This window comes from Streptomyces sp. NPDC060064, assembly GCF_042736455.1.
Taxonomy (GTDB): domain Bacteria; phylum Actinomycetota; class Actinomycetes; order Streptomycetales; family Streptomycetaceae; genus Streptomyces.
This window is the reverse complement of record NZ_JBHWWF010000002.1, coordinates 247,486-272,291: the sequence shown is the minus strand read 5'-3', so window position 1 is coordinate 272,291 and position 24,806 is coordinate 247,486. Positions and strand designations below refer to the sequence as shown.

Sequence of the window (24,806 nt, the reverse complement as noted above, 5' to 3'; positions counted from 1 at the left end):
CTGCCGGACGTACGTCCTCGAGGCACCTCAGAGTACGCCCGCGAGGCCGTGCGCGGACCGGCCTTGCGAAACGCGGTTGTGCGGAGTGCTCCGCAGGCTCGTCAGGCCGTCTGAGTGGGGCCGAGCCCGGGGGCGACGGATCCGTTGATCTTCTCTATGGCCTGCCGGGCGTGCTCACCGGGTGTGCGAGCCGTGAGGGACGACACCGTGGAGGGTGCACCGGGCTGAGTCCGCTCCGGTGCGGGGCGTGCGTGGGATGCCGACCGCGTACGCAGCCGATGGCTGGCGGCCTCGTCGAGACCGACCGGACGCTGCATCTGAGCAGCCAGCCGGCCGGCCTCCTGCCCCAGCGCCGCAACGTCCTCCCACTGCAGACGGACCACCAGGCGGAGTTCGGCCTCGCCGTCCGGAAGAGCTTGGAGAGGAGGATTGACGGGCTCATTCATGGGCTGATCCCTCACAGTCTCGGAACGGAATCCTCGTGGGAAAGCTGCGCACCCCGGGTTCCGGTGCGCGCAGAGAGATACGGGAAACTCCCTCATCATGTTCAAATCCCGGTGCGCATGTCGCGAGCTGCGGCGCCGAACCCGTCGGCGGGCCTGGGCAGTACTGGCCGTACGGCCCGCGCGGTCATGGCGAAACAGCAGCGCCGCACTGAAGCAGTACGGACCGCACAAGTATCGTCGGGATGCTCGACACCGGACCATGGGGGGAATCGCGGAATGACGAACGACGATGTGCTGGCGGTGTGCCGCAGCAACTGGGAGTACCGGGGCCTCGACGAGGCCTCCGTACGGGAGTTGCTCAAAAATCTCTCCAAGGAACTCGCGGACGCCGAGGCGGCCGGGCGCACCCCGAAGGACGTCGTCGGCCAGGACATCACGGCGTTCGCCGCGTCCCGGGCCCGGGCCCACCGCCCGCTGCCGTACCGGCTGCTGCGGATGGCCGCGACGGTTTCCTTCGTTCTCGGCGTGGTGCTGCTGCTCGGGCACCTGCTCCGGTGGAGCACGGTGCTGCCCGTGCTCCCGAGCCGTATCGCCTTCTACGCCGCCGTCGCGGCGGTCACCGTCGCCTGGGAGCTGCGCCGCGGCACCCTCGGCATACGCAAGGGCTGGCTGCTCGCCTTCGTGGTCGGCCTGCCGGTCATGGTGATCACCGACCGGCTGGCCGGCGACGAGCCGCTGTTCGACCTGCCTCTGTGGGGCACGCTTGTGCTGTTGCTGCCCGGTCTGCCGTACGCCGTCGTCGATGCCCGCGCAAAGAGGACGGAGAAGGCGGCTCAGACGGTCACATGACCGTCACGTGAGGTCGAACTCCCCCTCGCGGGCGTTGATGACGAAGGCGCGCCACTCGGCCGGGCTGAAGATCAGCGACGGGCTCTCCGGCCGGCCACCGTTGCGCATGGCGATGAATCCCTCGACGAAGGCGATCTGGACGTCCCCCGTTCCCTGGCTGCTCGACTGCCAGTCGGCATTGCTGAGGTCGAGTTCGGGCTTGTTCCAGCCCGAAAACATCTGCGTGGTGGTCATGCTCTCGGCCACGTCCGTGCTCCTCCCGGTTCGTCGTCCGGGCCTCAGACTAGCGACCGTCTCCGGTCACGGACAGGCCACGGAAGAAGGACCGCGGCCTGTCCGACGTGACGCGCCGCCGCAGGGGGGGACGGATCATGTCGTGGGCGGTTCGGCGCCGACCAGCCACATGGAGAAGAACTGTGCTCCGCCGCCGTAGGCGTGTCCCAGTGCTTTACGGGCTCCTTCGACCTGGTGCTCGCCGGCCCGGCCGCGCACCTGGAGGGCTGCCTCGGCGAAACGGATCATGCCGGAGGCACCGATGGGGTTGGTGGACAGCACCCCGCCCGACGGGTTGACGGGCAGATCGCCGTCGAGTTCGGTGACGCCGGACTCGGTGAGTTTCCAGCCCTCGCCCTCAGCGGCGAAGCCCAGGTTCTCCAGCCACATCGGCTCGTACCAGGAGAAGGGGACGTACATCTCGACGGCGTCGATCTCCCGGCGCGGGTCGGCGATCCCTGCCTGCCGGTAGACATCGGCCGCGCAGTCCTTGCCGGCCTGCGGCGACACGAAGTCCTTGCCCGCGAACATCGTGGGTTCGCTGCGCATCGCGCCGCCGTGCATCCACGCGGGCGGCCGCGGTGAACGGGCCGCGCCCGCGCGATCGGTGAGGATCATCGCGCACGCGCCGTCGGAGGACGGGCAGGTCTCGGAGTAGCGGATCGGGTCCCAGAGCATCGGGGACGCCTGGACCTTCTCCAGCGTGATGTCGTGCTCATGGAGATGGGCGTACGGATTCTTCAGGGCGTTGCGGCGGTCCTTGTACGCGACGAGGGAGCCGACCGTGTCGGGGGCACCGGTGCGGCGCATGTACGCCCGTACGTGCGGGGCGAAGAAGCCGCCCGCGCCCGCCAGCAACGGCTGCTGGAAGGGGATCGGCAGGGACAGGCCCCACATCGCGTTGGACTCGGACTGCTTCTCGAAGGCGAGGGTGAGCACGGTGCTGTGCACGCGGGAGGCCACCAGGTTGGAGGCGACGAGCGCGGTGGAGCCGCCGACCGAGCCCGCGGTGTGGACGCGCAGCATGGGCTTGCCGACCGCGCCGAGCGCATCGGCGAGATAGAGCTCCGGCATCATCAGGCCCTCGAAGAAGTCGGGAGCCTTGCCGATGACGACGGCGTCGATGTCCGCCCAGGTCAGCTCGGCGTCATCCAGGGCCTGCCGGGCCGCTTCGCGTACGAGACCGGCGATGGAGACGTCCCGGCGGGCGGCGACGTGCTTGGTCTGACCGATACCGACGACGGCCACGCACTCTTTGGATGTCGCAGCCTTGCTCATGACTCTCCCTCGAGTACGGCGACCAGGTTCTGCTGGAGGCAGGGGCCGGAGGTGGCGTGGGCGAGCGCCCGGTCGGACTCGCCGCGGTGAATACGGGCGGCGGCCTCGCCGAGGCGGATGAGGCCCGCGGCCATGACCGGGTTGGCGGCGAGCGCTCCGCCGGACGGGTTGACCCTCACGCTGTCGTTGAGCTTGAGGGTGCGGCGCAGGACGACTTCCTGGGAGCTGAAGGGGGCGTGCAGCTCGGCGGTGTCCACCGGCCGTTCGAAGACTCCGGCGTGTTCGGCGGCGATGCGGGTGGACGGCGATTCGGTGAGGTCGCGTACGCCGAGGCTGTGCGGCTCGATGCGGTGGTCCATGCCGCGGATCCAGGCGGGGCGCTCGCACAGCTCGCGGGCCCGGTCCCCGGCCGCGAGGATCACCGCGGCCGCGCCGTCGCCGATGGGCGGGCAGTCCCCGGTCCGCAACGGCCGGACGAGGTACTCGCCCGACGGAACCGGACCCTTCAGTTGAGCGTGCGGGTTGTCCGAGGCGTCGGTGCGGCTGCGGGCCGCGACGGCGGCGAGCGCGGGCTCGTCCGCCGCGCCGGCGTCGATCAGCGCCTGTGCCTGGAGTGCGGCGAGCGCGATCGAGTCGGGCCAGAGCGGCGCGACGTAGTACGGGTCGAGCTGGCGGGTCAGTACATCGCGCACCTCGCCCGGCGAGGACTTGCCGTAGGCGTAGACGAGGGCAGTGTCCGCCTCGCCGGTGAGGATCTTCACCCAGGCCTCGTAGAGCGCCCAGGCGCCGTCCATCTCCACATGGGACTCCGGGATCGGCGGCCAGGCGCCGACGCCGTCGAGGGCCATGGTGAAGGAGAAGGCCCGGCCGGCGAGATAGTCGGTGGAGCCGGAGCAGGTGAAGCCGATGTCGCTGGTCTGCAGTCCGGTCTGCCGCAGCACGTCGTGCAGCACCGGCATCACCATCTCGACCTCGGAGAGCTCGTCGGTGCGCCGCAGCGTGTCCGTCTGCGCGAAGGCGACGATGGCCACGTCCCTGGCGTATCGCATCAGAGCAGCTCCTTGTACTGGTCGTAGTCGGCGTCCGGCTCGCCGGTGGGCCGGTAGTGGTCGGGGTGGCGGCTGCTTGACGTCCACACCGGTTCGACGCGCAGGCCCATGCGCACCTGGTCGTACGGGATGCCGCCGATGCGTCCGTGCAGGGCGAGGTCGGCGCCGTCGAGGGCGATGTGCGCGTAGACGTACGGCACTTCGATGTCGAGATTGGCCGTATGCGCAGCCTTGATGTTGACGATGCAGTAGGTGGTGACGGTGCCGCGCGGCCCGACCTCGACCTGCTCGGTGGTGGCGACGCCGCAGGTGGGGCAGGCGCCACGGGGCGGGACGTACACCTTCCGGCAGGACGGGCAGCGCTCGCCGACGGTCCTGCGTCCCGCGAGGGCGTTGATGTATCCGGACTGGGCGCGGCCCGGCGAGTAGGTGTAGTCGAGCCGGGCGGGAGTCACGATGGCGGTGACCGCGTCGTCGAACACGCCGCTGTGCCCGGTGACGTGAGTGGCCGGCTTGCTGTCGGCCGGCTCGAAGCAGGCGATGTCGGTGATGGCTCCTGTGCGCTCCTCGGCCCAGCGGATACGGACGCGCATTCCGCTGCGTATGTCGTCGGGGTCCGGCGCGTCGAGGACGTGGAGGAGCGAGGTGTCGGCGCCGTCGAGCTTCACCAGCACCCAGGCGAAGGGCGTCGTCAGCGGTTGGTCGCGGCGCGGGCTGGGGTTCCAGGCCCAGGTGGTGATGGTTCCGGTGGCGCCGACCTCGACCAGATCGCGGATCTCCTCGGCGGTGGCGGGGTCGTACTCGACGGGTGGTACGAGGACCTTGCCGTCACTTGTCCGCACGCCGAGTACGGTGCGCTCGCGCAGTCCGGTGAGGAAGGCGCTCTGTACGGGGCCGAGGGAGCGGGTGAACGGGAACTCGACGACCAGCGGTGCACTGAGGAGCTCGGGCATCTGGCATCTCCCTCGGTCAGGCGCGCCGGAAGACCGGCGGGCGCTTCTCGGCGAAGGCGCGGGAGCCTTCCTTGGCGTCGGCGGTGTCGAAAATCGGCCAGCCGCGTTTCAGCTCGGCGGCCAGGCCCTCGGTCTCGGTCAGCTCGGCGGTCTCGTAGACCGATGCCTTCACGGCCTCGACGGCGAGCGGTCCGCAGGCGTTGATCTGCTCGGCGATGGCGAGGGCCTTCTCCAGCGCGGTGCCGTCGGGGACGACATGGCCGATGAGCCCGATCCGCTGCGCCTCTTGCGCGCTGTACGGGCGGCCGGTGAGCAGCATTTCCAGGGCGTGTGTCCGTGGGATCTGGCGCTGAAGCCGTACGGTCGAGCCGCCGATCGGGAAGAGGCCCCGCTTGACCTCGAAGAGGCCGAAGGTGGCGCTCTCACCCGCGACCCGGATGTCGGTGCCCTGGAGGATCTCGGTGCCGCCGGCGACGCAGTACCCCTCGACGGCGGCGATCACCGGTTTACGGGGACGGTGGTGGCGCAGCATCGCCTTCCAGTGCAGATCCGGGTCGGCGTTCATCCGGTCCCGGTAGTGCTCTCCTTCCATCCCCTTGCCCGCGAGGGCCTTCAGATCCATGCCGGCGCAGAAGGAGCCGCCCGCGCCCGTCAGCACGATGGAGCGGATCGCGTCGTCCTCGTCCGCCTCCAGCCAGCCGTCGTGCAGCCCGACCAGCATCGGCATCGAGAGCGCGTTCTTCGCCTCGGGCCTGTTCAAGGTGAGCACCAGCGTGGCGCCTTCGCGCTGCACGGTGAGGTGTTCGGTACCACCGTGTTCGGTACCACCGTGTTGTCCCATGTGCAGACCTCCCGTCTCAAGACCTAGAACAGGTTGCAGTAGGCCGGGGTCCAGTTCAATAGTTTTCTGACAGACAGTCAGATTTCTTCTGCGGCACCCCTTCCCAGTTGTGCCGACCGGCGCTCTAATGACCGCCGAGCCGAAGTTCGCCGGGTGTCGCCGGGCGTCAGGAGGAACGGTGGAGTACAACCTTGCCGACCTGTTCGAATCGGTCGTCGATGTGGTGCCGGACCGCGAGGCGCTCGTGTACATCGACCATCCCGGTACGGGCGCCGAGCGCAGGCTCAGCTACGCGGAACTCGACGCGGCGGCCAATCGCGTCGCACACCATTTGATCGATGCGGGCATCGAGCCCGGCGAGCATCTCGGCCTGCATCTCTACAACGGCATCGAGTATCTGCAGACCGTACTCGGCTGCCTCAAGGCACGGATCGTGCCGGTCAATGTCAACTACCGGTATGTGGAGGAGGAGCTGGTCTACCTCTACCGCGACGCCGATCTCGCCGCGCTCGTCTTCGACGCGGAGTTCACCGAGCGGGTCGCGGCCACGTTGCCGCAGACGCGGAAGCTGAGGCATGTGGTGCGCGTGGGTACGCCGCCGGACGGCTCGCCCAGGCTGTCCGCCGTCGCCTTCACGGAGGCCGAGGCTGCCGCCTCACCCGAGCGCGGCTTCGGGGCACGCTCCGCGGACGACCAGTTCATCATCTACACCGGCGGCACCACCGGTATGCCCAAGGGCGTGATGTGGCGCCAGGAGGACCTGTTCTTCGCCGGGCTCGGCGGCGGCGCACCGACGGGCGAGCCGGTTGCCGCACCCGAGGAGCTCGCCGAGCGGGTGGCCGCGGGCGGTGACGGCATCACCTTCTTCCCCACTCCGCCGCTGATGCACGGCACCTCCACCCTCACTGCGTTCATCGCCTTCAACTTCGGCCAACGGATCGTCATCCACCGCAAGTTCGTGCCGGAAGAAGTGCTCCGCACGATCGAGAGGGAGAAGGTCACCAGCGTGTCGCTGGTCGGCGACGCGATGCTGCGGCCGTTGATCGACGCGCTGTCGGGGCCGCTCAAGGGCACCGACTGCTCCTCGGTGTTCAGCGTCTCGAGCTCCGGCGCGATCATGTCGGATACCGTGCGCGCGCAGTTCGCCGCACTGGTGCCGCATGTGATGCTGCTGAACAACTTCGGCTCGTCGGAGTCCGGCTTCAACGGCACCGCGACCGACGACTCAGGACCGGAGAAGGGCTTCAGACTGCGGGTCAACGCCCGTACTGCGGTCGTCGACCCGGCCACGTACGAACCGGTGAAGCCGGGCGAGCCGGGCCGCGTCGCCCAGCGCGGACACGTCCCGCTCGGCTACTACAACGACCCGGAGAAGACCGCCGAGACCTTCTTCCAGCGCGGCGACGAGCGGTGGGTGCTGCTCGGCGACATGGCGACGGTCGACGAGGAGGGCGTCGTCACCGTTCTCGGACGCGGCTCGCAGTGCATCAACACCGGTGGCGAGAAGGTGTATCCGGAGGAGGTCGAGCAGGCGCTCAAGTCGCATCCGGACGTGTACGACGCGCTGGTCGCCGGGGTGCCTGACACCAGGTGGGGCAACCATGTGGCGGCCGTGGTGCAGGTCCGCGACGGCGCGCTCACGCCGACGCTGGACGACATCCAGTCGCACTGCCGCACCCGGCTCGCCGGTTACAAGATCCCGCGGCAGCTGGTGATCGCGCAGGAGATACAGCGCTCGCCGAGCGGCAAGGCGGACTACCGCTGGGCCCGGACGGTCGCGGTGGAGTCGGCCGCGCAATAACCTTCCGGCCTGCCGTCGCGCGCCCGGGGCTGCCGGACGCGCGAACCCAGGGTCAGTCGCCGCAGACGGACCGCAGTGAGCGGGCCAGCGCGATCGAATGGAGCGCGTCGAGCTGCCGCTCGTGCCGTACGTGTGCTGCCGAGGCGATCAGCAGGCCGTCGCAGTACGGAGCCGGCCGGGCCGATGCGGAATCGGCGATGCTCCGGACGAGAGCGGCATTGATGCGGTTGATCTCCTTGCGTACCTCCGCGAGGTCGGGCCGTTCCGTCGGGGCCTGCGAAGAATCCGCGTCCCAGCTGCGGAACAGGGCTCGCTGGACAAGCTTGTTGGCCACGATCTGGTCGCGGAAGATCCGTACTGTCGCCTCGGGGTCCGCACCGAGATCGCGGGCCTGCTGCGCCACGCTGTCGAGGACCTGCTTCTCCCTGGCCGGGTCGTCGATGGGACTGCCTGTGCCGTATTTGGCCGCGGCGACCAGATCGGCGGTGGTGAGCCGCTGGGCGGAGAGATCAGCGATCGTGTGCAGGCCTGCGTACGAGCCGGAACGTACAGCGGCCGCAGGGACCGAGGCCGACGCCCGAGGCGCGGCCGGGGCGGCGGAGGCCGTGCCCGCCCCCGTGAGCAGCACGGTCATGGCGGCACCCGCGGCCATCAAACACCTTATGGACACACTCAGTTGCACGCGCTCCCCTTCCCGGATCGATGAATCGGCGTTGATCGTACGCGGCAGGGCCGGCTGCCGGAGCAGGCGCGCGCAAAGGTGCCCCGGCGCGCCGAAGCCGGGCCCTCAATCGATGCGGCATATCTGCCGCGCCCACCGGAGCCGCTCGCTCCTATCCTGGTGAGGGGGCGGTCCGGCTCGCGGAGAGCGGGAAGGGAGCCGCATCGTGGCTGAGCAGATCACCGGTACCGATCAAGCGATCAAGCAGGCGAGGGAAGCCGCCGCCCGCGAGGCGTGGGCCGACGTGTATGGCGCCCTGCGCGACCTCGACCCCGGCCGCATGGCCCCCGACGATCTCGCCGTACTCGCCGACGCCGCCTGGTGGACCAGCCGCGTCGAGGAATCGATCGCAGCCAGGATCAAGGCCTACTCCGGCTACGTGGCGGCGGGCACCGCACGGCAGGCCGGATTCACCGCGTGGATGCTCTTCTACGAGTATCAGCTGGCGGGGCGTACAGCCACGGCCGCGGGCTGGCTGAGCCGGGCGCGGCAGCACCTCAGCGGCGAGCCCGAGTGCGTCGAGCACTGTGTTCCGCCTGAACCACAACATCGTGCCCTGACAAGCAACCGCAGCCCGCCACGGGCGGACATCGCATCGCCCGCCTCCGGACCGCTCTGTACGGGCCCTGATCCGAGCCGGCCCTCGGCGTCAGCTCTCGTCGTCGGCCCCGAGGATGCGCTCGCCGTTGAAGATGCCGAGCTGCTCCCGGTACAGCTCCAGCGGCACGCCGTTGGGGTCGCGGATGTACAGGCTGTCCTCGACCCCGCGGTCGGGGCCGAGATACTCGATGCCCGCCCCGTCCATCGCCTCGCGGGCCGCGTCGTACTGCGCCGCGCTCACCGACAGGGCGAGATGCTGCACCCCGCCGATGGTCTCCTTGAGGGGCGGGTGTGCGTGGCCGGGGAAGTCGAAGAAGCCCAGCAGATTGCCGTGGCCGATGTCGAAGAAGAAATGGGTGGAGCCGCGGTAGTCGCGGTTCTCCACGATCTCGACCAGCGGGAAGCCCAGGAACTCCTGGTAGAAGCGGATGGTCTTCTCGACGTCGCGACAGATGAAGGCCACGTGGTGGATGCCGCGGGCGGTGGTCGGGGGCCGGTCGGTGATCGGGCGCAGATAGCGCTGCCGCAGCTTCTCCCTGCGGGCGAGTACGGCGTCGAGCTCGGCGCCCTCGGGCTGAGGCATCATGGTCTCCTTCTCAGCGGTTGTTTGCGGGTTTCAACTACTACCCCGGCATCTTCCCCCTCACCAGCGGCTCACCGCGACAGGAAGCCGACAACCGTCCGTACGCACCAGTCCGGCTCGTCGAGCCGCGGGAAGTGGCCGCCACCCGGCTGAACGACGACCTGGATCGACGCCCCAGCGATGGACCTGCACCCGGAGCGCATCGTGCGGGGCCCGAGATTTCTGGGAATCAACCCCTTGCCAGGAGACGGGACGGGCTGGATTACTGATCCCGGAACAGCGCGACCGAATGATCGGTCGTCCGGTTTGGGACGGGAGTATCCGAATGACGGACCTGCTGGATGCGGCGGAGCGGCTCAGTCGCGAGGAGCTCGAGGCGCTTCAGCTCGAGCGGCTGCGGGCGACCTTGCGCCATGCGTACGAAAACGTCGGCTTCTACCGGTCGGCCTTCGACAAGGCGGGGCTTCGTCCCGAGGACTGCCGCACGCTCGCCGATCTGTCCCGCTTCCCCTTCACCGCCAAGACCGATCTGCGGGACAACTATCCATTCGGGATGTTCGCGGTGGAGCAGTCCGAGGTGCGACGGATCCATGCCTCCAGCGGGACGACGGGCCGTCCGACGGTCGTCGGGTACACCGAGCGGGACCTGGACACCTGGGCGGACGTGGTGGCCCGTTCGATCCGCGCCGCAGGTGGCCGGCCCGGCCACAAGGTCCATGTGGCATACGGATACGGGCTGTTCACCGGCGGCCTCGGCGCGCACTACGGCGCCGAGCGCCTCGGCTGCACGGTCATCCCGGCCTCCGGCGGCATGACCTCGCGCCAGGTGCAGCTGATCCAGGACTTCCGGCCCGAGATCATCATGGTCACCCCTTCGTACATGCTCACGATCCTCGACGAGTTCGAGCGGCAGGGCGTCGATCCGCGTTCCACCTCTCTCAAGGTCGGGATCTTCGGCGCGGAGCCGTGGACGGAGGAGATGCGGCGCGAGATCGAGGAGCGGTTCGCGATCGACGCCGTCGACATATACGGCCTGTCGGAGGTGATGGGGCCGGGCGTGGCGCAGGAGTGTGTGGAGACCAAGGACGGGCTGCACATCTGGGAGGACCATTTCTACCCGGAGGTCGTCGATCCCTTCACCGGTGAGGTGCTGCCGGACGGAGACTCCGGTGAGCTGGTCTTCACCTCGCTCACCAAGGAGGCCATGCCGGTGATCCGGTACCGGACGCGGGACCTGACGCGGCTGCTGCCGGGTACGGCCCGGGTCTTCCGGCGGATGGAGAAGGTGACCGGGCGCAGCGACGACATGGTGATCCTGCGCGGAGTGAACCTCTTCCCGACCCAGATCGAGGAGATCGTGCTGCGTACGCCACATGTCGCCCCGCATTTCCAGCTGCGGCTGACCCGTGAGGGCCGTCTCGACGCGCTGACCGTACGGGCCGAGGCGCGGCCGGAGGCGACGTCCGAGCAGCGCGCTACCGCCGCGCGGGCGGTCGCGGCGGCCGTGAAGGACGGCATCGGGGTGTCGGTCGACGTCGAGGTGGTCGACCCCGGGACGCTGGAGCGTTCGGTGGGCAAGATCAAGCGGATCGTGGATCTCAGGACGAAGTGAAGCGGTCCCTCAGCTCGCGCTTGAGGATCTTTCCGCTGGCGTTGCGCGGCAGCTCGTCGACGAACAGGACCTTCTTCGGGGCCTTGAAGTGGGCGAGCTTCTCGCGTGCGTGGTCGATGAGTTCGGCATCCGTCACCTCACCGCGCGCGACGACAACGGCGGTGACGGCCTCGATCCAGCGTTCGTCGGGCAGGCCGATGACCGCGGTCTCCGCGACGGCGGGATGGGTGTAGAGGACGTCCTCGACCTGTCGCGAAGCGACCAGTACTCCCCCGGAATTGATGACGTCCTTCACCCGGTCGACGACCGTGAAGTACCCCTCGGCGTCCCGGACCGCGAGGTCGCCGGAGTGGAACCAGCCGTCACGGAAGGCCTCTTCGGTCTCCTCCGGCTTGTCCCAGTAGCCCTCACAGAGCTGGGGGGAGCGGTAGACGATCTCACCGGCCGTGCCGTCGACGACCTCCTTGCCGGCCTCGTCGACGACCTTCGCCTCGACGAAAAGGACGGTCCGTCCGCAGGAGTCCATCCGGCCCTCGTGCTCGTCCGGGCCGAGAACGGTGGCGAGCGGGCCGATCTCGCTCTGCCCGAAGCAGTTGTAGAAGCCGAGACCGGGCAGCCGCTCGCGGAGCCTCTCGAGCACGGGCACCGGCATGATCGACGCGCCGTAGTACGCCTTGCGCAGGGCGCCGAGGTCGCGAGTGGCGAACTCCGGGTGGTTCGACAGGCCGATCCATACGGTGGGCGGTGCGAAGAGACTGTCGGCACGGCCTGCTTCGACGAGGTCGAAGATCCGCGCCGGGTCGGGCGCGTCAAGGATGGTGTTCTCCGCGCCGACCGCGAGGTACGGCAGCAGAAAGACATGCATCTGGGCGGAGTGGTAGAGCGGCAGCGCGTGGACGGGCCGGTCGGTCTCCCGCAGATCGAGGGCGGCAACGGCGCTGACGTACTCGTGGACGAGCGCCCGGTGGGTCATCATCGCGCCCTTGGGCAGGGCGGTGGTGCCGGAGGTGTAGAGCAGCTGGACCAGGTCCTCGGTCCCCGGCTCGCGCTCGGGTGTGAAACTGCGGGGCGTACGCAGCTCGGTCAGCAGCGAGTCGTCCGCGTCGCGCAGCGGCCTGACGGGCAGTCCGGCCGGCAGCCGCGGCGCGAGGTCGGGGTCGGCGAGGACGAGAGCGCTGCCCGACTGCTCGATGATGTACGCGAGGTCGTCGCCGGTGAGGTTCTGGTTGACCGGGACATGAACGAGTCCCGCACGGGCGCAGCCGAGGAAGCCGATGAGATACGCGTCGGAGTTGTGGCCGTAGGAGGCGACCCGCTCCCCCGGTCGCAGGCCATGGCCGGTCAGGACGGCCGCCGCCGTGGTCACGGCGGCGTCGAGTTCGGCATAGCTCCAGGTCCGGTCCGCGTAGCGCACGGCGGTGCGGTCGGGGGTGCGCCGTGCGCTGCTTCGCACACCGGCGTCGACTGTGTTGCTGCGTACAGCTGTCATGGCGCGATCCTGGGCGGCAGCGACCGGCCGGTCAAGTGCTGGATACCGAACGGGATGTTGACACCGCCCGCCCCGGCTGACTGCATGGACCAACCAGCTTTCACCGCAGTCACGTTGGGAGGCACGTTGCTCTTCCGCACCCGCCTGAGACGGCTCGTACTCACCTGCACAGCCCTGATGACCGCAGCCGCCGCGCTGCCGCCGGCCGCGGCCGCCGATTCCCGTGACCGGCCCGACCGGCATCCTTCCGGCAGCGGTCTGTCCGCCGTCATCCGCTACACCGAGCACGGTATTCCGCACATTGTCGCCAGGGACTACGCGAGTCTTGGCTTCGGCAGCGGCTGGGCGCAGGCTGCCGACCAGGTGTGCGTACTCGCCGACGGCTTCCTCACCGTACGAGGCGAGCGCTCGCGCCACTTCGGCCCGGACGCGGCCCCGGACGGCTCGCTCTCCTCGGCGACGAAGAACCTCTCCAGCGATCTCTACTTCCGCGGTGTACGGGACGCGGGCACCGTCGAGAAGCTGCTCGCCACTCCGGCTCCGGCCGGTGCCGGCAGACAGGTCAAGGAACTGATGCGGGGCTGGGCGGCCGGCTACAACGCCTGGCTGAAGCAGAATCGCATCACCGATCCGGCCTGCAGGAACGCCGACTGGGTCGGCCCGGTGACCACGCTCGACGTGGCCCGGCGCGGCTTCGCCGTATCGGTACTCGGCGGGCAGGGGCGCGGCATCGACGGCATCACCGCGGCGCAGCCGCCCGGTACGACCCCGGTCGGCGCACCCGACGCGGCCGGGACGGCCAAGGCCGCGCGGGAGCTGTTCGCCGCCGGGAACGCCGACATGGGCTCCAACGCCGTCGCGTTCAGCGGCAGTACGACCGCCAACGGTCGAGGACTGCTGATCGGCAATCCGCACTACCCGTGGCAGGGCGGCCGCCGCTTCTGGCAGTCGCAGCAGACCATCCCCGGTGAGCTGAATGTCTCCGGCAGCTCGCTGCTCGGCACCGCCGTGGTCAACATCGGCTTCAACGACAAGGTGGCCTGGAGCCATACTGTCGCGACCGGAGTCACGCTGAATCTGCATCAGCTGACGCTGGATCCGGCCGATCCGACCGCGTATCTGGTGGACGGGAAGCCCGAGCGGATGACGAAGCGGACCGTGAGCGTCCCGGTCAAAAACAGCGCACCCGTGACCCGTACGCAGTGGTGGACGCGCTACGGACCGATCGTCACCTCGCTCGGTCCGACGCTGCCGCTGCCCTGGTCCGCCACGACCGCGTACGCGCTCAACGACCCCAACGCCACCAATCTGCGCGGCTCCGACACCGCCCTGGCCTTCGGCAAGGCGCGCTCCACGGACGACATGGTGAAGGCGTTGAAGCGCACCCAGGGTCTGCCGTGGGTGAACACGATCGCCGCCGACTCGAAGGGACACACGCTCTTCTCGCAGTCGCAGGTGCTGCCGCGGATCACCGATGAGCTGACGCAGCGCTGCTCCACACCGCTCGGCAAAGTGACCTATCCGGCGTCGGGGGTTGCCGTATTGGACGGCTCGCGCGGCGACTGCGCACTCGGCACCGACAAGGACGCTGTGCAGCCGGGCATCTTCGGTCCGTCGAAGATGCCGACGCTGAAGGACGCGCCGTATGCGGAAAACTCCAACGACAGCGCCTGGCTGGCCAATGCCGACCACCCGCTGACCGGCTACGAGCGGGTCTTCGGCTCCATCGGCACGCCCCGTTCGCTGCGCACCCGCGGCGGCGTCGAGGATGTGGCGGCGATGGCGGACAAGGGTCGACTGACCGTCTCCGACCTGCAGAAGCAGCAGTTCGCGAACCGTGTGCCCGCCGGAGATCTGGCCGCGGCCGACACGGCGAAGGCGTGCGCGGCGCTGCCCGGCAAGGACGCCGATCTCGCGCAGGCCTGCGATGTGCTGGCGGCGTGGGACCGGACCATGAACACCGGCAGCCGGGGCGCGCTGCTCTTCGACCGGTTCTGGCGGGGGCTCACGGCGAGGGTGCCGACGGCGCAATTGTGGAAGGTGCCGTTCTCGGCGGCGGATCCGGTGCGTACGCCGAACACGCTCAACACCGCATCGCCCGGCTTCGCACAGGCCCTGACAGCGGCGGTCGCCGAGCTGCGTACGGCCGGTATTCCGCTGGACGCGCCGCTGGGTGAGCACCAGTTCGTCGTACGGAACGGGAAGCGGATCCCGGTGCCGGGCGGTACGGAAGGTCTCGGCGTCTGGAACAAGGTCGAACCGGTGTGGAATCCGGCGGGCGGTGGCTACACCGACGTGGTGACCGGTTCGAGCCATATCCAGACGGTCGGCTGGGACGGCGGGCGCTGCCCGGTGGCCCGCACCCTGCTGACCTACTCCCAGTCGTCGAACCCCGCCTCCCCCTACTACAGCGATCAGACCGAGCTGTTCTCGGGCGAGCGCTGGGTGACATCGAGGTTCTGCGAGCGGGACATCCTGGGCTCGCCGGAGCTGCGGGTGGTGTGGGCGCGCGAGCGCAGGTGACCGACTGATTCGACGGGCCGGGCCGCGGGCTCACGGCGAGGAACACGAAGGCGGAAGGCGCCGGATGTGTCCCGCCGGGAGCACCGCGACCCGGCCGGCCCAGCACGGTCTTGAGGTGATTGCTGCCCTTCCTCCGCCTCATAGGGCCCGTTCGTGGCCCTCCCAGTACGGGGCGCGCAGGCGTCGTTTGTAGAGCTTGCCGTTCGGGTCGCGCGGCATGGCCTCGATGAAGTCCACCGTCTTGGGACGCTTGTAGACCGCCAGTTGCCGCTCGCAGTGGGCGAGGATGTCGGCCGCCAGTGCATCGCCGGGCTGCCGGCCGTCGGCGGCCTCGACGACCGCCTTGACCTCCTCGCCCCAGTCGGCGTGCGGGACACCGAAGGCGGCCGCGTCGGCGACGGCGGGATGGGCGAGCAGCGCGGCCTCGATCTCGGCCGGATAGATGTTGACACCGCCCGAGATGATCATGTCGATCTTGCGGTCGCGGAGAAAGAGATAGCCGTCCTCGTCGAGGATCCCGAGGTCCCCGACGGTGAAGAAGTCGCCGATGCGGTTCTTCCGCGTCTTGGCCTCGTCCTTGTGGTAGCTGAAGCTCCCGGTGCTCATCTTCATGTAGACGGTGCCCAGTTCGCCGGGCGGGAGCCTGTTGCCGTCGTCGTCGAAGACGGCGAGTTCGCTGATGGGCCAGGCCCTGCCGACGGTGCCGGGCTTCTTCAGCCAGTCCTCGGCGGTCGCGAACGCGCCGCCGCCCTCGCTGGCCGCGTAGTACTCCTCGACGCAGTTGCCCCACCAGTCGATCATCGCCCGCTTGACGTGGTCGGGGCAGGGGGCAGCGCCATGGATGGCGTGCCGCATGGAACTCACGTCATAGCGCTCCTTCACCGCGTCCGGCAGCGCGAGCAGCCGGTGGAACTGCGTCGGGACCATGTGGGTGTGGGTGCACCGGTGGGCGTCGATGAGGCGCAGCATCTCCTCGGGCGTCCACTTGTCCATCAGTACGAGCTGATGGCCGATGTGCAGGGCGGCGCCCGCGAACTGGAGTACGGCGGTGTGGTTGAGCGGCGAACAGACGAGGTGCACATTGTCGTCGAACGGCTTGATGCCGAAGATCCCGAGGAAGCCGCCGAGATACGTCTCCTCGGGGAGCTTTCCCGACAGTGGCCGACGGATACCGCGCGGCCTGCCGGTGGTGCCGGAGGTGTAGTTCATGACCCAGCCGAGCGTACGGTCCTCGGGCACGGACTCGGGCTGTCCGTCGAGGAGTTCGGCGTACGGGCGGAAGCCGCCGATGCCACGGGTGCCGCCCACGGCGTAGCGGTGGCTCGCGGGCATCTCCGCCTCGTCGGCGGCGGCCGACGCGGCGGCCGCGAACCGCTCGTGCGCGATGAGCACCTTGGCGCCGGAGTCGGAGACGATCCAGGCGATCTCGGATCCGACGAGATGGTGATTGACGGGCACCAGATACAGACCGGCCTCGGATGCGGCGAGATACGCGGTGAAGAGCTCCACCCCGTTGGGCAGGACGACGGCGAAGGCGTCGCCCTTCTCCAGTCCGGCCGCGCGCAGTCCGTGGACGAGCCGGTTGACGGCGGCGTGCAACCGGCCGGCGGTCCATGCCTCGCCGTCCGGTGCGATCAGGATCGTACGCTCCGGGTCCGCGGCCGCCAGGGCCCAGAACCCTCCCCCGGACCCCGTCCGGGGGGACCCCCCTGCCCGTTCGGTCATGACTGGCTCCTTCCGGCGATGCGGTTGATGCGGTCGACGGCGCGCTCGAAGCCGCTGGTCAGCTCGTCGAAGACCTGCTGGACGGTGCGCTCGGAGTTCATCCGGCCGACGATCTGGCCCACGGGTGTGCCGAGCAGCGGGGCCACTTCGTACTTCTGGATACGGGAGACGGCGTCGGCGACGAGCAGCCCCTGCAACGGCATGGGGAGGGTGCCGGGACCGCTCGGGTCGTCCCAGGCATCGGTCCACTCGGTGCGCAGCTGGCGGGCGGGTTTGCCGGTCAGGGCGCGGGAACGGACGGTGTCGCCGGAGCCCGCCGCGAGGAGTTTGGCGGTCAGTGCGCGGGAGTGGAGGTCCGCCTCCGTGGTGGTGAGCCAGAGCGAGCCGAGCCAGGCGCCCTGCGCGCCGAGTGCGAGTCCGGCGGCGATCTGTTCGCCGCCGCCGATACCTCCGGCGGCCAGTACGGGAAGGGGGTTCACGGCCTCGACGACCTCGGGGACGAGCACCATGGAGGCGATTTCGCCGGTGTGTCCGCCCGCTTCATATCCCTGCGCGACGACGATGTCGATACCCGCATCGGCGTGGTGCCTGGCGTGCCTGGCGCTCCCGGCGAGGGCCGCGACCAGGACGCCGTGGTCGTGGGCGCGCTGTACGACATCGACGGGCGGTGAGCCGAGCGCGTTGGCGAGCAGCTTGATCGGATAATCGAAGGCGACGTCGAGCTGATTGCGGGCGACCTGCTCCATCCAGCCGGTGATGCGCCAGCCTGAGGCCTCGCCCTCGGGGAGTTCGGGGACGCCGTGCTTGGCGAGGGTGTCTCTGACGAACTGCCGGTGCCCTTCGGGGATCATCGCCTCGACGTCGGCCTCGCTCACACCCTCGACCTTTTTGGCGGGCATGACGACATCGAGGCCGTAGGGCTTGCCGTCGGTGTGCGCGTGCAGCCAGTCGAGGTCGCGTTTGAGATCACCGGGCGCGGTGTAGCGGACCGCGCCGAGCACGCCGAAACCGCCCGCCCGGGTGATGGCGGCGGCCACCGCGGGGAACGGCGTGAAGCCGAAGATGGCGTGCTCGATCCCCAGTCTCTTGCTCAGCTCCGTCTCCATGGGCGGCAGGATGCCGCAGCCCGGCAGACGAAGGAAGAGATTTTCTGATGCTGTGTCAGATTCTTTGAGGTGGTTGACAGCACCAGGACCTCGCAAGAAAGTTTCACTGCTGGCCGAGATCCCGAAAGATACTTTCAGGAGAGGGTTACGTATGACAGAGGACGCAGCGGGCAGAGGGATCAGCCGGCGGAGGCTGGGCAGCGGGGCTCTGGCGCTGGGCGGGGCGCTCGCGCTGGCGCCGATTCCTTTCGCCGAGGCGGCGGGGGCAGCGGGCCCGGGTGGCGGCTCGGGCTCCGGCCCGGGTGGCGGCTCGCGCTCCGGTCACGGTTCGGCGCGGCCGACGCTGCGGCGCGGTTCCGCCGAGCGGGCCGGGCTGCTCCCCGGCCGACTGGACCAACTCGTCACCGACGCGAAGAAGTTCCTCGGCCCCTCCCCCAAGTACCCCTGGTACGCGGGTGCCGTACTGCTCGCGGGGCGCGGCGGCACGGTGGCGCTGCACGAGCCGATCGGCAAGGCGGTGCGCTACTCGGCTTACGACGAGAAGACCGACACGGCCGTGGAGTTCCCGGCGGACCGGCAGATCTCGATGGCCGAGGACACCGTCTTCGATCTGGCGTCCGTCTCGAAGCTGTTCACCTCGATCCTCACCGTGCAGCAGATCGAGCGGGGCATCCTCGGCCTTGAGGCCAAAGTCGCCTCCTACCTCCCGGATTTCGCGGGCGCGGGCAAGCAGGACATCACCGTGCGCCAGCTGCTGACTCACACCTCCGGATTCCGCGCCTGGATTGCGCTGTACAAGGAGCCGACCCGGGAAGGGAGACTCCGGCTGCTGTGGAACGAGGCGCCGGCCAGTCAGCCCGGCACCAAGTACCTCTACTCCGACCTCAATCTGATCTCGCTGCAGCTGATCCTCGAGGAGATCACCGGTCACACTCTTGATGTACTGCTCCGAAACGAGATCACCGCTCCACTCGGGATGCAGCGCACGCGATACAACCCGCCCGCCTCATGGAAGCCGAGGATCGCCGCCACCGAGGACGCCCGGCTGCCCTGGTCGGGGCTCGACCGCGGTCTGGTCTGGGGCGAGGTGCACGACGAGAACGCATACAGCTTCGGCGGCGTCGCGGGCCATGCCGGAGTCTTCTCCTGCGCCTGGGACCTCGCGATCCTCGCCCGCACCCTCCTCAACGGCGGTGTCTACGGACGCTCCCGCATTCTGCACGCGTCGTCGGTGGAGCTGATGTTCACCGACTTCAACACCGCCTTCCCCGGCGACGAGCACGGCCTCGGCTTCGAGCTCTACCAGCACTGGTACATGGGAGCGATGGCCACGCCACGCACCGCGGGCCACACCGGCTTCACGGGCACCAGTCTGGTCCTCGACCCGAGCACCGACTCGTTCCTGATCGTGCTGGGCAACTCCGTGCACCCGGTGCGTGGTTGGCGCTCCGGCAGCGCCCCGCGGGTCGCCGCCGCCAACAACATGGCCCGTGCGGTCGCCGTCGGCCCGGAGCACGGCCGCACCGCCTGGTTCTCCGGCATGGCGGGCTCCACCGCCGCCACTCTGACCCTGCCCCCGCTCGCCCTCGCGTCGGAGCAGGCGCGGCTTCGGTGTTCGCTGTGGTGGGACACCGAGCCGGGCTCGGACGGGCTGTTCCTGGAGGCGTCGGCGGACCACGGAGCGACCTGGCGGCCGGTGCCGTTCACGACCGTACACAAGGGGGCCGAGCCGCAGCCGCACCCGACGGGCTCGGTATCCGGCTGGTCCGGTCGTGTCTGGCACTGGCTGACCGCGGACCTGTCGGCCCGGCGCGGTTCCACGGTGCGGCTGCGCTGGCGGTATGCGACCGACCAGCTCTATGTCGGCCGCGGCGTCTATGTGGACTCGATCCGCGTCGAGGACCGCGGACGCCCGGTATTCGACGAGGGCAGACCCGCGGACGCCGCCCTGATCGAGGCGAACGGCTGGACGGCGTCCCGGGACTGACGATCCATCAGAACGGTCTCACCGGCCCAGTGCCGCCATCGCGGCGTTGTGTCCCGGCACACCGCTGACCCCGCCGCCGCGGACGGCGCCCGCCCCGCACAGCAGCACATTGGCGTGCGCCGTCTCGACCCCCCAGCGCCCGGTGGACTCGGTGGCGTACGGGAAGGCGAGGTCGCGGTGGAAGATATGACCGCCGGGCAGCCGCAGTTCCCGTTCGAGGTCGAGCGGGGTCTTCGCCTCGATACAGGGCTCGCCGTTCTCGTCGAGCGCGAGGCAGTCGGCGATCGGCTCCTCCAGATGGGCGTCGAGTTCGGCGAGGGTGGCCGTCAGCAGCTGGTCACGCGTCCCGTCGTTGTCCGCCGCGAAGAGCCGGGCAGGGGTGTGCAGCCCGAAGAGGGTCAGGGTCTGGTAGCCCTCGGCCGCGAGCTCAGGGCCGAGGATCGACGGGTCGGTCAGTGAGTGGCAGTAGATCTCGGACGGCGGCGCGCCCGGCAGCCGGCCGTCCGCGGCCTCCCGGTACGCGGTCGCCAACTGGCCGTAGCCCTCGGAGACATGGAAGGTCCCGGAGAACGCCTCGCGCGGGTCGACTGAGCGGTCCCGCAGCCGCGGTAGCCGGCGCAGCAGCATATTGACCTTGAGCTGGGCGCCCTCGGCGGCGGTGGGCGGCTCGTCGCCGAGCAGCGAGGCAAGCTCCTGCGGCGAGGCGTTCACCAGGACCTGCCGGGCCGCGACGGTGCCCTCGGCGTCCCCGGAGCGGAAGGTGATCTCGGCCCGTTCGCCGTCGGTCTCGATACGGGACACCTCGTGCAGGGTGGCGATCTCCGCGCCGGCCGCCGTGGCCGCGCCCGCCAGCGCGTCGGTCAGCGCGCCCATGCCGCCCACCGGCACGTCCCAGTCCCCCGTCCCGCCGCCGATCACGTGGTACAGGAAGCAGCGGTTCTGGAGCAGCGAGGGGTCATGGGCGTCGGCGAAGGTGCCGATCAGGGCGTCGGTCAGCACCACACCCCGGACGAGATCGTCGGCGAACCGCTTCTCGATCGCGACGCCGATGGGCTCCTCGAAGAGAGTCCGCCAGGCAGTCTCGTCGTCGATGCGCGCGCGCAGTGCCTCACGCGTGGGCAGCGGCTCGGTGAGGGTCGGGAAGACCCGTTCGGCGACCTTGCCGGTCATCCCGTAGAACTCCTGCCAGGCCGCGTACTCGCTGTCGCCGCCGGTGAGTGCGGCGAACGACTCCCGCGTACGGTCCCCGCCCACGAGCAGGCCGCCGCCGCCCTTCGGCGTGTAGGAGGAGACGGTGCGTTTGCGTACGGCGAAGTTCAGACCCAGCTCGCGCACGATCTTGTCCGGCAGCAGCGAGACCAGGTAGGAGTAGCGGGAGAGCCGGGCGTCGACCCCGGCGAAGGGCCGGGTGGAGACAGCCGCTCCCCCGGTGTTTCCGCGGCGCTCCAGGATGAGGACGGAGCGTCCGGCACGGGCGAGGTAGACGGCGGCGACCAGGCCGTTGTGGCCGCCTCCGACGATCACTGCGTCGTACGAGGTGTGTGCGGGCATGGCCGGACCCTAACGGCTGATCGCCCGCAGCCGTCAGACCCCCTGCGCGCCGCGCTGCTGTCGCAGGGCCGCCACCCGCCGGTACAGGTCGACCGCCTCGGCGTGGCGGCCGAGCTGCTCCAGGCAGTGGGCTTCGTCGTTGCGGCTGGCCAGCGCGTCGGGATGGTCCATTCCCAGCACCCGCTCCCGGGCCTCGGCCACCTGCCCGTAGACAGCGAGGGCGTCCGCCCAGCGTCCCAGCCAGCCGAGCCCCACGGCGACTTCGCGGCGGCTGATGAGGGTGTCGGGATGGTCGGTGCCCAGGATCCGTTCCCGCAGCGCGCACACGTCGCGCGACTCGGTGAGGGCCTCTTCCCAGCGGGCGAGCCGGCCGAGGTTCACACCCAGACCGTGGCGGGCGCGCAGGGTCTCGGGATCGGCGGGACCGTGCACGCGGGTGCGGTCGTCGACGAGGTCGCGGTAGAGCTGCAGGGCCTCCGCGCTGCGGCCGAGCCGTCCGAGGCTGATGCCGACCTCGTAGCGGGCGGCGAGAGTGTCGGGGTGATCGGCTCCCAGCGCCTGGGCGCGCGCGACGGCCACCTCGCGGTACGTCTGCAGGGCCTCCGTCCAGCGGCCCAACTGGCCGAGCGCATAGGCGACTTCATATCTCGTTACCAGGGTGTCGGGGTGGCCCGCGCCGAGCACGCGGCCGCGGGCGGCGGCGACGTCGTACGCCATCCGGTACGAGTCCTCCAGCCGTCCCAGCCTGCTGAGGTTGAAGGCGAGGTTGTGCCTGCAGCGCAGCGTGTCGGGATGCTCGTGGCCGATGGTGCGCTCGCGGGAGTCGAGGACCGCCGCGTAGACCTGATGGGCCTCGAAGTGCCGCCCGAGCTGGCCGAGGACGTACGCCATCTCCTGTCGGGCGGCGAGGGTCTCGGGATGGTCGGCGCCCATGGTCCGCTCGCGTCCGTCCGCGACCCGGCCGAACTCCCGCAGCGCGTCCGCGGCACGACCGGTCCTGCTCAGCGTGAAACCGACCTCGTACCGGCTGGCGAGGGTGTCCGGGTGGTCGGGGCCCAGCAGGTGCTCGCGCTCGACGGCGACCGATCGGTGCACCTCGCCGGCCTCCTCCCAGCGGCTCAGCCGGCCGAGGCTGAGGCCCGCGTTGTGCCGGCTGGCGAGGACGGCGAGCAGCTCTGGCGGCGGGGTGGGCCGCTCGGGCCGGGCCTGGGCCGGCAGCGCGGGGCCGCTGCGCGGATCGGTGTACGTGGTCCACTCACCGGTCAGGCCGGCGGTGTGGTCGGGAAGGTCGGGCCGCACGGTCGCGGTGCCGTTCGCCTTGTGGCCGGTGGTCATACCGCGGGTCCAGGACGGGAGCCGCGGCTCGCGGGATGGCGGCTGCTCGGGGCGCTGCAAGGGCTCTTCGGTGTGCGCGTGGCCCTGGTGCGGCCGGCCCTGGTGCCGGGAGGCGCCGAACCGGCGGCGGACGTCCTTGGCGTCGGTGGGCCGCTCTTCGGGTGTCTTGGCGAGCAGGTCGAGGACGATTCGCTGGAAGAACTCCGGGATCTCGGCCCGGTGGGTGCGGAGCGGTTCCGGTGGCGTGTCGCGGTGCCCGACGAGCACCGCCCAGGCGTCGTCGTGGTCGAAAGGCGGCACACCGGTGGCGATCTCGTACAGCACACAGCCCAGCGAGTAGAGGTCACTGCGGTGGTCGACATGGTCACCGCTGATCTGCTCGGGCGACATGTAGTGCGGGGTTCCCATGGCGATGCCGGTGCCGGTGAGCCGGGAGGTGAAGCCGATGTCCGCGCCGAGGCGGGCGATGCCGAAGTCGCAGATCTTCACCGTGCCGTCGGTGAGCCGCATGATGTTGGCGGGCTTCAGGTCGCGGTGGACGATGCCCTGTTCATGGGTGTAGGCGAGGGCGTCGGCGACCTGCTCGGCGATGTCGACGACGTCGGGCACCGGCAGCGGATGCTGTTTGTTCTCCTCGAGCAGCTGGCTGAGGTTGCTCCCCTCCAGCAGCTCCATGACCAGGTACAGCACCCCCTCGTACTCGCCGAAGTCATGGACCACGGTCACCCCGCGGTGCTGGAGCGCGGCGGCCACCCGCGCCTCGCGGCGGAAGCGCTCCCGCAGGACCCGGGTGAAGGACTGGTCGTGCTGGGGTCCCATCGGCTTGAGGCATTTGACCGCGACACGCCGCCCGAGCGATTCGTCGCGGGCCCGCCACACCTCGCCCATGCCACCGCGCCCGATGACATCGAGCAGCCGGTACCGGCCTTGGATCAGCCTGGATTCCGCCATCGCGTGCTATCGCCCCCGTCGCTTCGCTGCGCCCTCCCCGGCCCGTCCAGTATGGCCTCCTGTCTGCGGAGTTTGTACGGGGCCGGGCGCGCGCCTGGGCCGAGTCGCGCCATCGCTTTCAAGATGTGACCTGGCGGCAGTTGCCAGCGGAGACGGGAGGGAATGCAGCGCAACAGGTTGCCGGTGGCGCTGAGCTGATGCGTGACGCGCTCAGCGGCGGGGGCGGGTCTGCCGTAGAGCTGATGGGCGTAAGGGGGCAGTGCGTTGTACGCGAGTGCGGCCACACGCCGCCACAGCAGTTCGCGCGCCGGTACGAGCAGGGCGTTGATGGGTGGCCGCTGGAGAAAGTCGTCCACGTCGTGCGCCTCGGGTCCGGCGGCGAGCTCGGGGCGGATCACGTCGAAGTACTTCGCGAGCTGGGCGGTGGAGGCGGGTACGTCGGCCGGGTCGAGGCCGACCAGGCGTGCGCCTTCACGTTGTTCGGCAAGGTAACGGTCGGCCTGGGCGTCGCTGATCGGGAGACCGGAGCGGCGTGCGACATCGAGGTAGGAGCCGACCTCGGCGCAGTGCACCCACAGCAGCAGCTCCGGCTCGTCGACGCCGTAGCGCTCGCCCGTCGCGGGATCGGTCGCCTTGAGGAGGGTGTGGATGCGGCGGACCCGGGCGCCCGCCCGCTCGGCGGCCGCGGCGGTGCCGTAGGTGATGGTGCCGACGAAGTCGGCCGTACGCATCAGCCTGCCCCAGGCGTCCTTGCGGAAGTCGGAATTCTGCATGACTCCGCGTACGGCACGGGGGTGCAGCGCCTGGAGGTACAAGGCACGCACCCCGGCGACCCACATCATCGGGTCGCCGTGCATCTGCCAGGTGACGGAATGGGGTCCGAAGAGCCCCGGGTCGGCTTCGCTCAGGTCGTCGGCTTCGCTCATGTGCGACTCCTTGAGATACATGTCATCTGCCCGGAGTGCCGGCGTGCAGACGACGCCTGCTGTGCAACCGCGAGGACCTGACGCCGGGGCGTCAGGAGTCCATCATCCCGTTCATCCCGTACGTCAGATCGAAACGGGTCGCGTTGAGGTCCTTGAGCGTCGCCGCGATCCTGCGAGCCACGGTTTGGGGCGATCCCTGCTGCAGGC

General features: G+C 69.9%; 19 protein-coding genes. 5 read left to right on the top strand and 14 right to left on the bottom strand.

Annotated features, from left to right (window positions below; genetic code table 11):
* Window positions 1–101: 101 nt before the first annotated feature.
* The gene (locus tag ACFWDI_RS03475; protein ID WP_385301056.1) at window positions 102–446 is read right to left on the bottom strand and encodes a hypothetical protein; all 345 of its coding nucleotides are present in this window, start codon (window positions 444–446) and stop codon (window positions 102–104) included.
* A 276-nt stretch (window positions 447–722) separates the two neighbouring features.
* Between ACFWDI_RS03475 and ACFWDI_RS03470 the strand changes: the two genes are divergently transcribed.
* Window positions 723–1,295 (top strand): hypothetical protein, encoded by a 573-nt coding sequence (locus ACFWDI_RS03470; protein WP_385301055.1) that lies wholly within the window; start codon window positions 723–725, stop codon window positions 1,293–1,295.
* A gap of 3 nt (window positions 1,296–1,298) precedes the next feature.
* On the opposite strand, the gene ACFWDI_RS03465 is transcribed toward ACFWDI_RS03470, so the two are convergent.
* The 5 genes from ACFWDI_RS03465 to ACFWDI_RS03445 all read right to left on the bottom strand — a co-directional run bounded on the left by ACFWDI_RS03465 (window position 1,299) and on the right by ACFWDI_RS03445 (window position 5,689).
* On the bottom strand, window positions 1,299–1,529 hold the full coding sequence (locus ACFWDI_RS03465; protein WP_385301230.1) for a DUF397 domain-containing protein: 231 nt from the start codon (window positions 1,527–1,529) through the stop codon (window positions 1,299–1,301).
* Window positions 1,530–1,664: 135 nt separating this feature from the next.
* The gene (locus tag ACFWDI_RS03460) at window positions 1,665–2,846 is read right to left on the bottom strand and encodes a thiolase domain-containing protein (RefSeq protein WP_385301054.1); all 1,182 of its coding nucleotides are present in this window, start codon (window positions 2,844–2,846) and stop codon (window positions 1,665–1,667) included.
* Entirely contained in the window at window positions 2,843–3,895 is a 1,053-nt protein-coding gene (locus ACFWDI_RS03455; protein ID WP_385301053.1) for a thiolase domain-containing protein, read from the bottom strand. Before ACFWDI_RS03455 ends, ACFWDI_RS03460 begins: the two co-directional genes overlap by 4 nt.
* Window positions 3,895–4,848, bottom strand: coding sequence for a Zn-ribbon domain-containing OB-fold protein (locus tag ACFWDI_RS03450; RefSeq protein WP_385301052.1), 954 nt, complete (start codon window positions 4,846–4,848; stop codon window positions 3,895–3,897). Before ACFWDI_RS03450 ends, ACFWDI_RS03455 begins: the two co-directional genes overlap by 1 nt.
* A gap of 16 nt (window positions 4,849–4,864) precedes the next feature.
* Window positions 4,865–5,689, bottom strand: coding sequence for a crotonase/enoyl-CoA hydratase family protein (locus ACFWDI_RS03445; RefSeq protein ID WP_385301050.1), 825 nt, complete (start codon window positions 5,687–5,689; stop codon window positions 4,865–4,867).
* A 178-nt stretch (window positions 5,690–5,867) separates the two neighbouring features.
* On the opposite strand from ACFWDI_RS03445, the gene ACFWDI_RS03440 reads away from it, so the two are divergent.
* Window positions 5,868–7,490: an acyl-CoA synthetase gene (locus tag ACFWDI_RS03440; RefSeq protein WP_385301049.1), complete on the top strand. Its 1,623-nt coding sequence runs from the start codon at window positions 5,868–5,870 to the stop codon at window positions 7,488–7,490.
* A 52-nt stretch (window positions 7,491–7,542) separates the two neighbouring features.
* Here the strand turns inward: ACFWDI_RS03440 and ACFWDI_RS03435 are convergent, their stop codons facing one another.
* Entirely contained in the window at window positions 7,543–8,142 is a 600-nt protein-coding gene (locus ACFWDI_RS03435) for a chorismate mutase (protein ID WP_385301048.1), read from the bottom strand.
* Between the two features lie 718 nt (window positions 8,143–8,860).
* On the bottom strand, window positions 8,861–9,394 hold the full coding sequence (locus ACFWDI_RS03430; protein WP_385301047.1) for a VOC family protein: 534 nt from the start codon (window positions 9,392–9,394) through the stop codon (window positions 8,861–8,863).
* A gap of 325 nt (window positions 9,395–9,719) precedes the next feature.
* Here ACFWDI_RS03430 and paaK point away from each other — a divergent pair, with 325 nt between their 5' ends.
* Entirely contained in the window at window positions 9,720–11,006 is a 1,287-nt protein-coding gene (gene paaK / locus ACFWDI_RS03425; RefSeq protein ID WP_385301046.1) for a phenylacetate--CoA ligase PaaK, read from the top strand.
* Here the strand turns inward: paaK and ACFWDI_RS03420 are convergent.
* Entirely contained in the window at window positions 10,993–12,495 is a 1,503-nt protein-coding gene (locus ACFWDI_RS03420) for an acyl-CoA synthetase (protein WP_385301045.1), read from the bottom strand. The genes paaK and ACFWDI_RS03420 overlap by 14 nt on opposite strands.
* Before the next feature lie 84 nt (window positions 12,496–12,579).
* Between ACFWDI_RS03420 and ACFWDI_RS03415 the strand changes: the two genes are divergently transcribed.
* On the top strand, window positions 12,580–15,018 hold the full coding sequence (locus ACFWDI_RS03415) for a penicillin acylase family protein (protein ID WP_385301044.1): 2,439 nt from the start codon (window positions 12,580–12,582) through the stop codon (window positions 15,016–15,018).
* Window positions 15,019–15,156: 138 nt separating this feature from the next.
* Here the strand turns inward: ACFWDI_RS03415 and ACFWDI_RS03410 are convergent, their stop codons facing one another.
* On the bottom strand, window positions 15,157–16,743 hold the full coding sequence (locus ACFWDI_RS03410; protein ID WP_385301043.1) for an acyl-CoA synthetase: 1,587 nt from the start codon (window positions 16,741–16,743) through the stop codon (window positions 15,157–15,159).
* Complete coding sequence (locus ACFWDI_RS03405) at window positions 16,740–17,849, bottom strand: NAD(P)H-dependent flavin oxidoreductase (protein ID WP_385301042.1); 1,110 nt, start codon at window positions 17,847–17,849, stop codon at window positions 16,740–16,742. The genes ACFWDI_RS03410 and ACFWDI_RS03405 overlap by 4 nt, the downstream gene beginning before the upstream one ends.
* 151 nt (window positions 17,850–18,000) lie before the next feature.
* On the opposite strand from ACFWDI_RS03405, the gene ACFWDI_RS03400 reads away from it, so the two are divergent.
* Window positions 18,001–19,836 (top strand): serine hydrolase, encoded by a 1,836-nt coding sequence (locus tag ACFWDI_RS03400; protein ID WP_385301041.1) that lies wholly within the window; start codon window positions 18,001–18,003, stop codon window positions 19,834–19,836.
* Window positions 19,837–19,854: 18 nt separating this feature from the next.
* Here ACFWDI_RS03400 and ACFWDI_RS03395 read toward each other — a convergent pair whose 3' ends face one another.
* From ACFWDI_RS03395 to ACFWDI_RS03385, 3 genes are read right to left on the bottom strand one after another with little or no spacing between them, the layout of a single operon-like run.
* Window positions 19,855–21,387 (bottom strand): phytoene desaturase family protein, encoded by a 1,533-nt coding sequence (locus tag ACFWDI_RS03395; RefSeq protein ID WP_385301039.1) that lies wholly within the window; start codon window positions 21,385–21,387, stop codon window positions 19,855–19,857.
* 33 nt (window positions 21,388–21,420) lie between these two features.
* A complete protein-coding gene (locus ACFWDI_RS03390) occupies window positions 21,421–23,673 on the bottom strand; it encodes a tetratricopeptide repeat protein (RefSeq protein ID WP_385301038.1) in 2,253 nt (750 codons plus the stop codon).
* Complete coding sequence (locus tag ACFWDI_RS03385; RefSeq protein WP_385301037.1) at window positions 23,655–24,599, bottom strand: oxygenase MpaB family protein; 945 nt, start codon at window positions 24,597–24,599, stop codon at window positions 23,655–23,657. The genes ACFWDI_RS03390 and ACFWDI_RS03385 overlap by 19 nt, the downstream gene beginning before the upstream one ends.
* Window positions 24,600–24,806: the final 207 nt, after the last annotated feature.

What these genes read in the sequence shown, in the direction of transcription:
- paaK (WP_385301046.1), top strand. Translation starts at nt 9,720, where the DNA reads ATGACGGACCTGCTGGATGCGGCGGAGCGGCTCAGTCGCGAGGAGCTC.
- ACFWDI_RS03460 (WP_385301054.1), bottom strand. Translation starts at nt 2,846, where the DNA reads ATGAGCAAGGCTGCGACATCCAAAGAGTGCGTGGCCGTCGTCGGTATC.
- ACFWDI_RS03445 (WP_385301050.1), bottom strand. Translation starts at nt 5,689, where the DNA reads ATGGGACAACACGGTGGTACCGAACACGGTGGTACCGAACACCTCACC.
- ACFWDI_RS03395 (WP_385301039.1), bottom strand. Translation starts at nt 21,387, where the DNA reads ATGCCCGCACACACCTCGTACGACGCAGTGATCGTCGGAGGCGGCCAC.
- ACFWDI_RS03435 (WP_385301048.1), bottom strand. Translation starts at nt 8,142, where the DNA reads ATGGCCGCGGGTGCCGCCATGACCGTGCTGCTCACGGGGGCGGGCACG.
- ACFWDI_RS03470 (WP_385301055.1), top strand. Translation starts at nt 723, where the DNA reads ATGACGAACGACGATGTGCTGGCGGTGTGCCGCAGCAACTGGGAGTAC.
- ACFWDI_RS03420 (WP_385301045.1), bottom strand. Translation starts at nt 12,495, where the DNA reads ATGACAGCTGTACGCAGCAACACAGTCGACGCCGGTGTGCGAAGCAGC.
- ACFWDI_RS03455 (WP_385301053.1), bottom strand. Translation starts at nt 3,895, where the DNA reads ATGCGATACGCCAGGGACGTGGCCATCGTCGCCTTCGCGCAGACGGAC.
- ACFWDI_RS03430 (WP_385301047.1), bottom strand. Translation starts at nt 9,394, where the DNA reads ATGCCTCAGCCCGAGGGCGCCGAGCTCGACGCCGTACTCGCCCGCAGG.
- ACFWDI_RS03410 (WP_385301043.1), bottom strand. Translation starts at nt 16,743, where the DNA reads ATGACCGAACGGGCAGGGGGGTCCCCCCGGACGGGGTCCGGGGGAGGG.
- ACFWDI_RS03405 (WP_385301042.1), bottom strand. Translation starts at nt 17,849, where the DNA reads ATGGAGACGGAGCTGAGCAAGAGACTGGGGATCGAGCACGCCATCTTC.
- ACFWDI_RS03415 (WP_385301044.1), top strand. Translation starts at nt 12,580, where the DNA reads ATGGACCAACCAGCTTTCACCGCAGTCACGTTGGGAGGCACGTTGCTC.
- ACFWDI_RS03475 (WP_385301056.1), bottom strand. Translation starts at nt 446, where the DNA reads ATGAATGAGCCCGTCAATCCTCCTCTCCAAGCTCTTCCGGACGGCGAG.
- ACFWDI_RS03400 (WP_385301041.1), top strand. Translation starts at nt 18,001, where the DNA reads ATGACAGAGGACGCAGCGGGCAGAGGGATCAGCCGGCGGAGGCTGGGC.
- ACFWDI_RS03450 (WP_385301052.1), bottom strand. Translation starts at nt 4,848, where the DNA reads ATGCCCGAGCTCCTCAGTGCACCGCTGGTCGTCGAGTTCCCGTTCACC.
- ACFWDI_RS03385 (WP_385301037.1), bottom strand. Translation starts at nt 24,599, where the DNA reads ATGAGCGAAGCCGACGACCTGAGCGAAGCCGACCCGGGGCTCTTCGGA.
- ACFWDI_RS03465 (WP_385301230.1), bottom strand. Translation starts at nt 1,529, where the DNA reads ATGACCACCACGCAGATGTTTTCGGGCTGGAACAAGCCCGAACTCGAC.
- ACFWDI_RS03390 (WP_385301038.1), bottom strand. Translation starts at nt 23,673, where the DNA reads ATGGCGGAATCCAGGCTGATCCAAGGCCGGTACCGGCTGCTCGATGTC.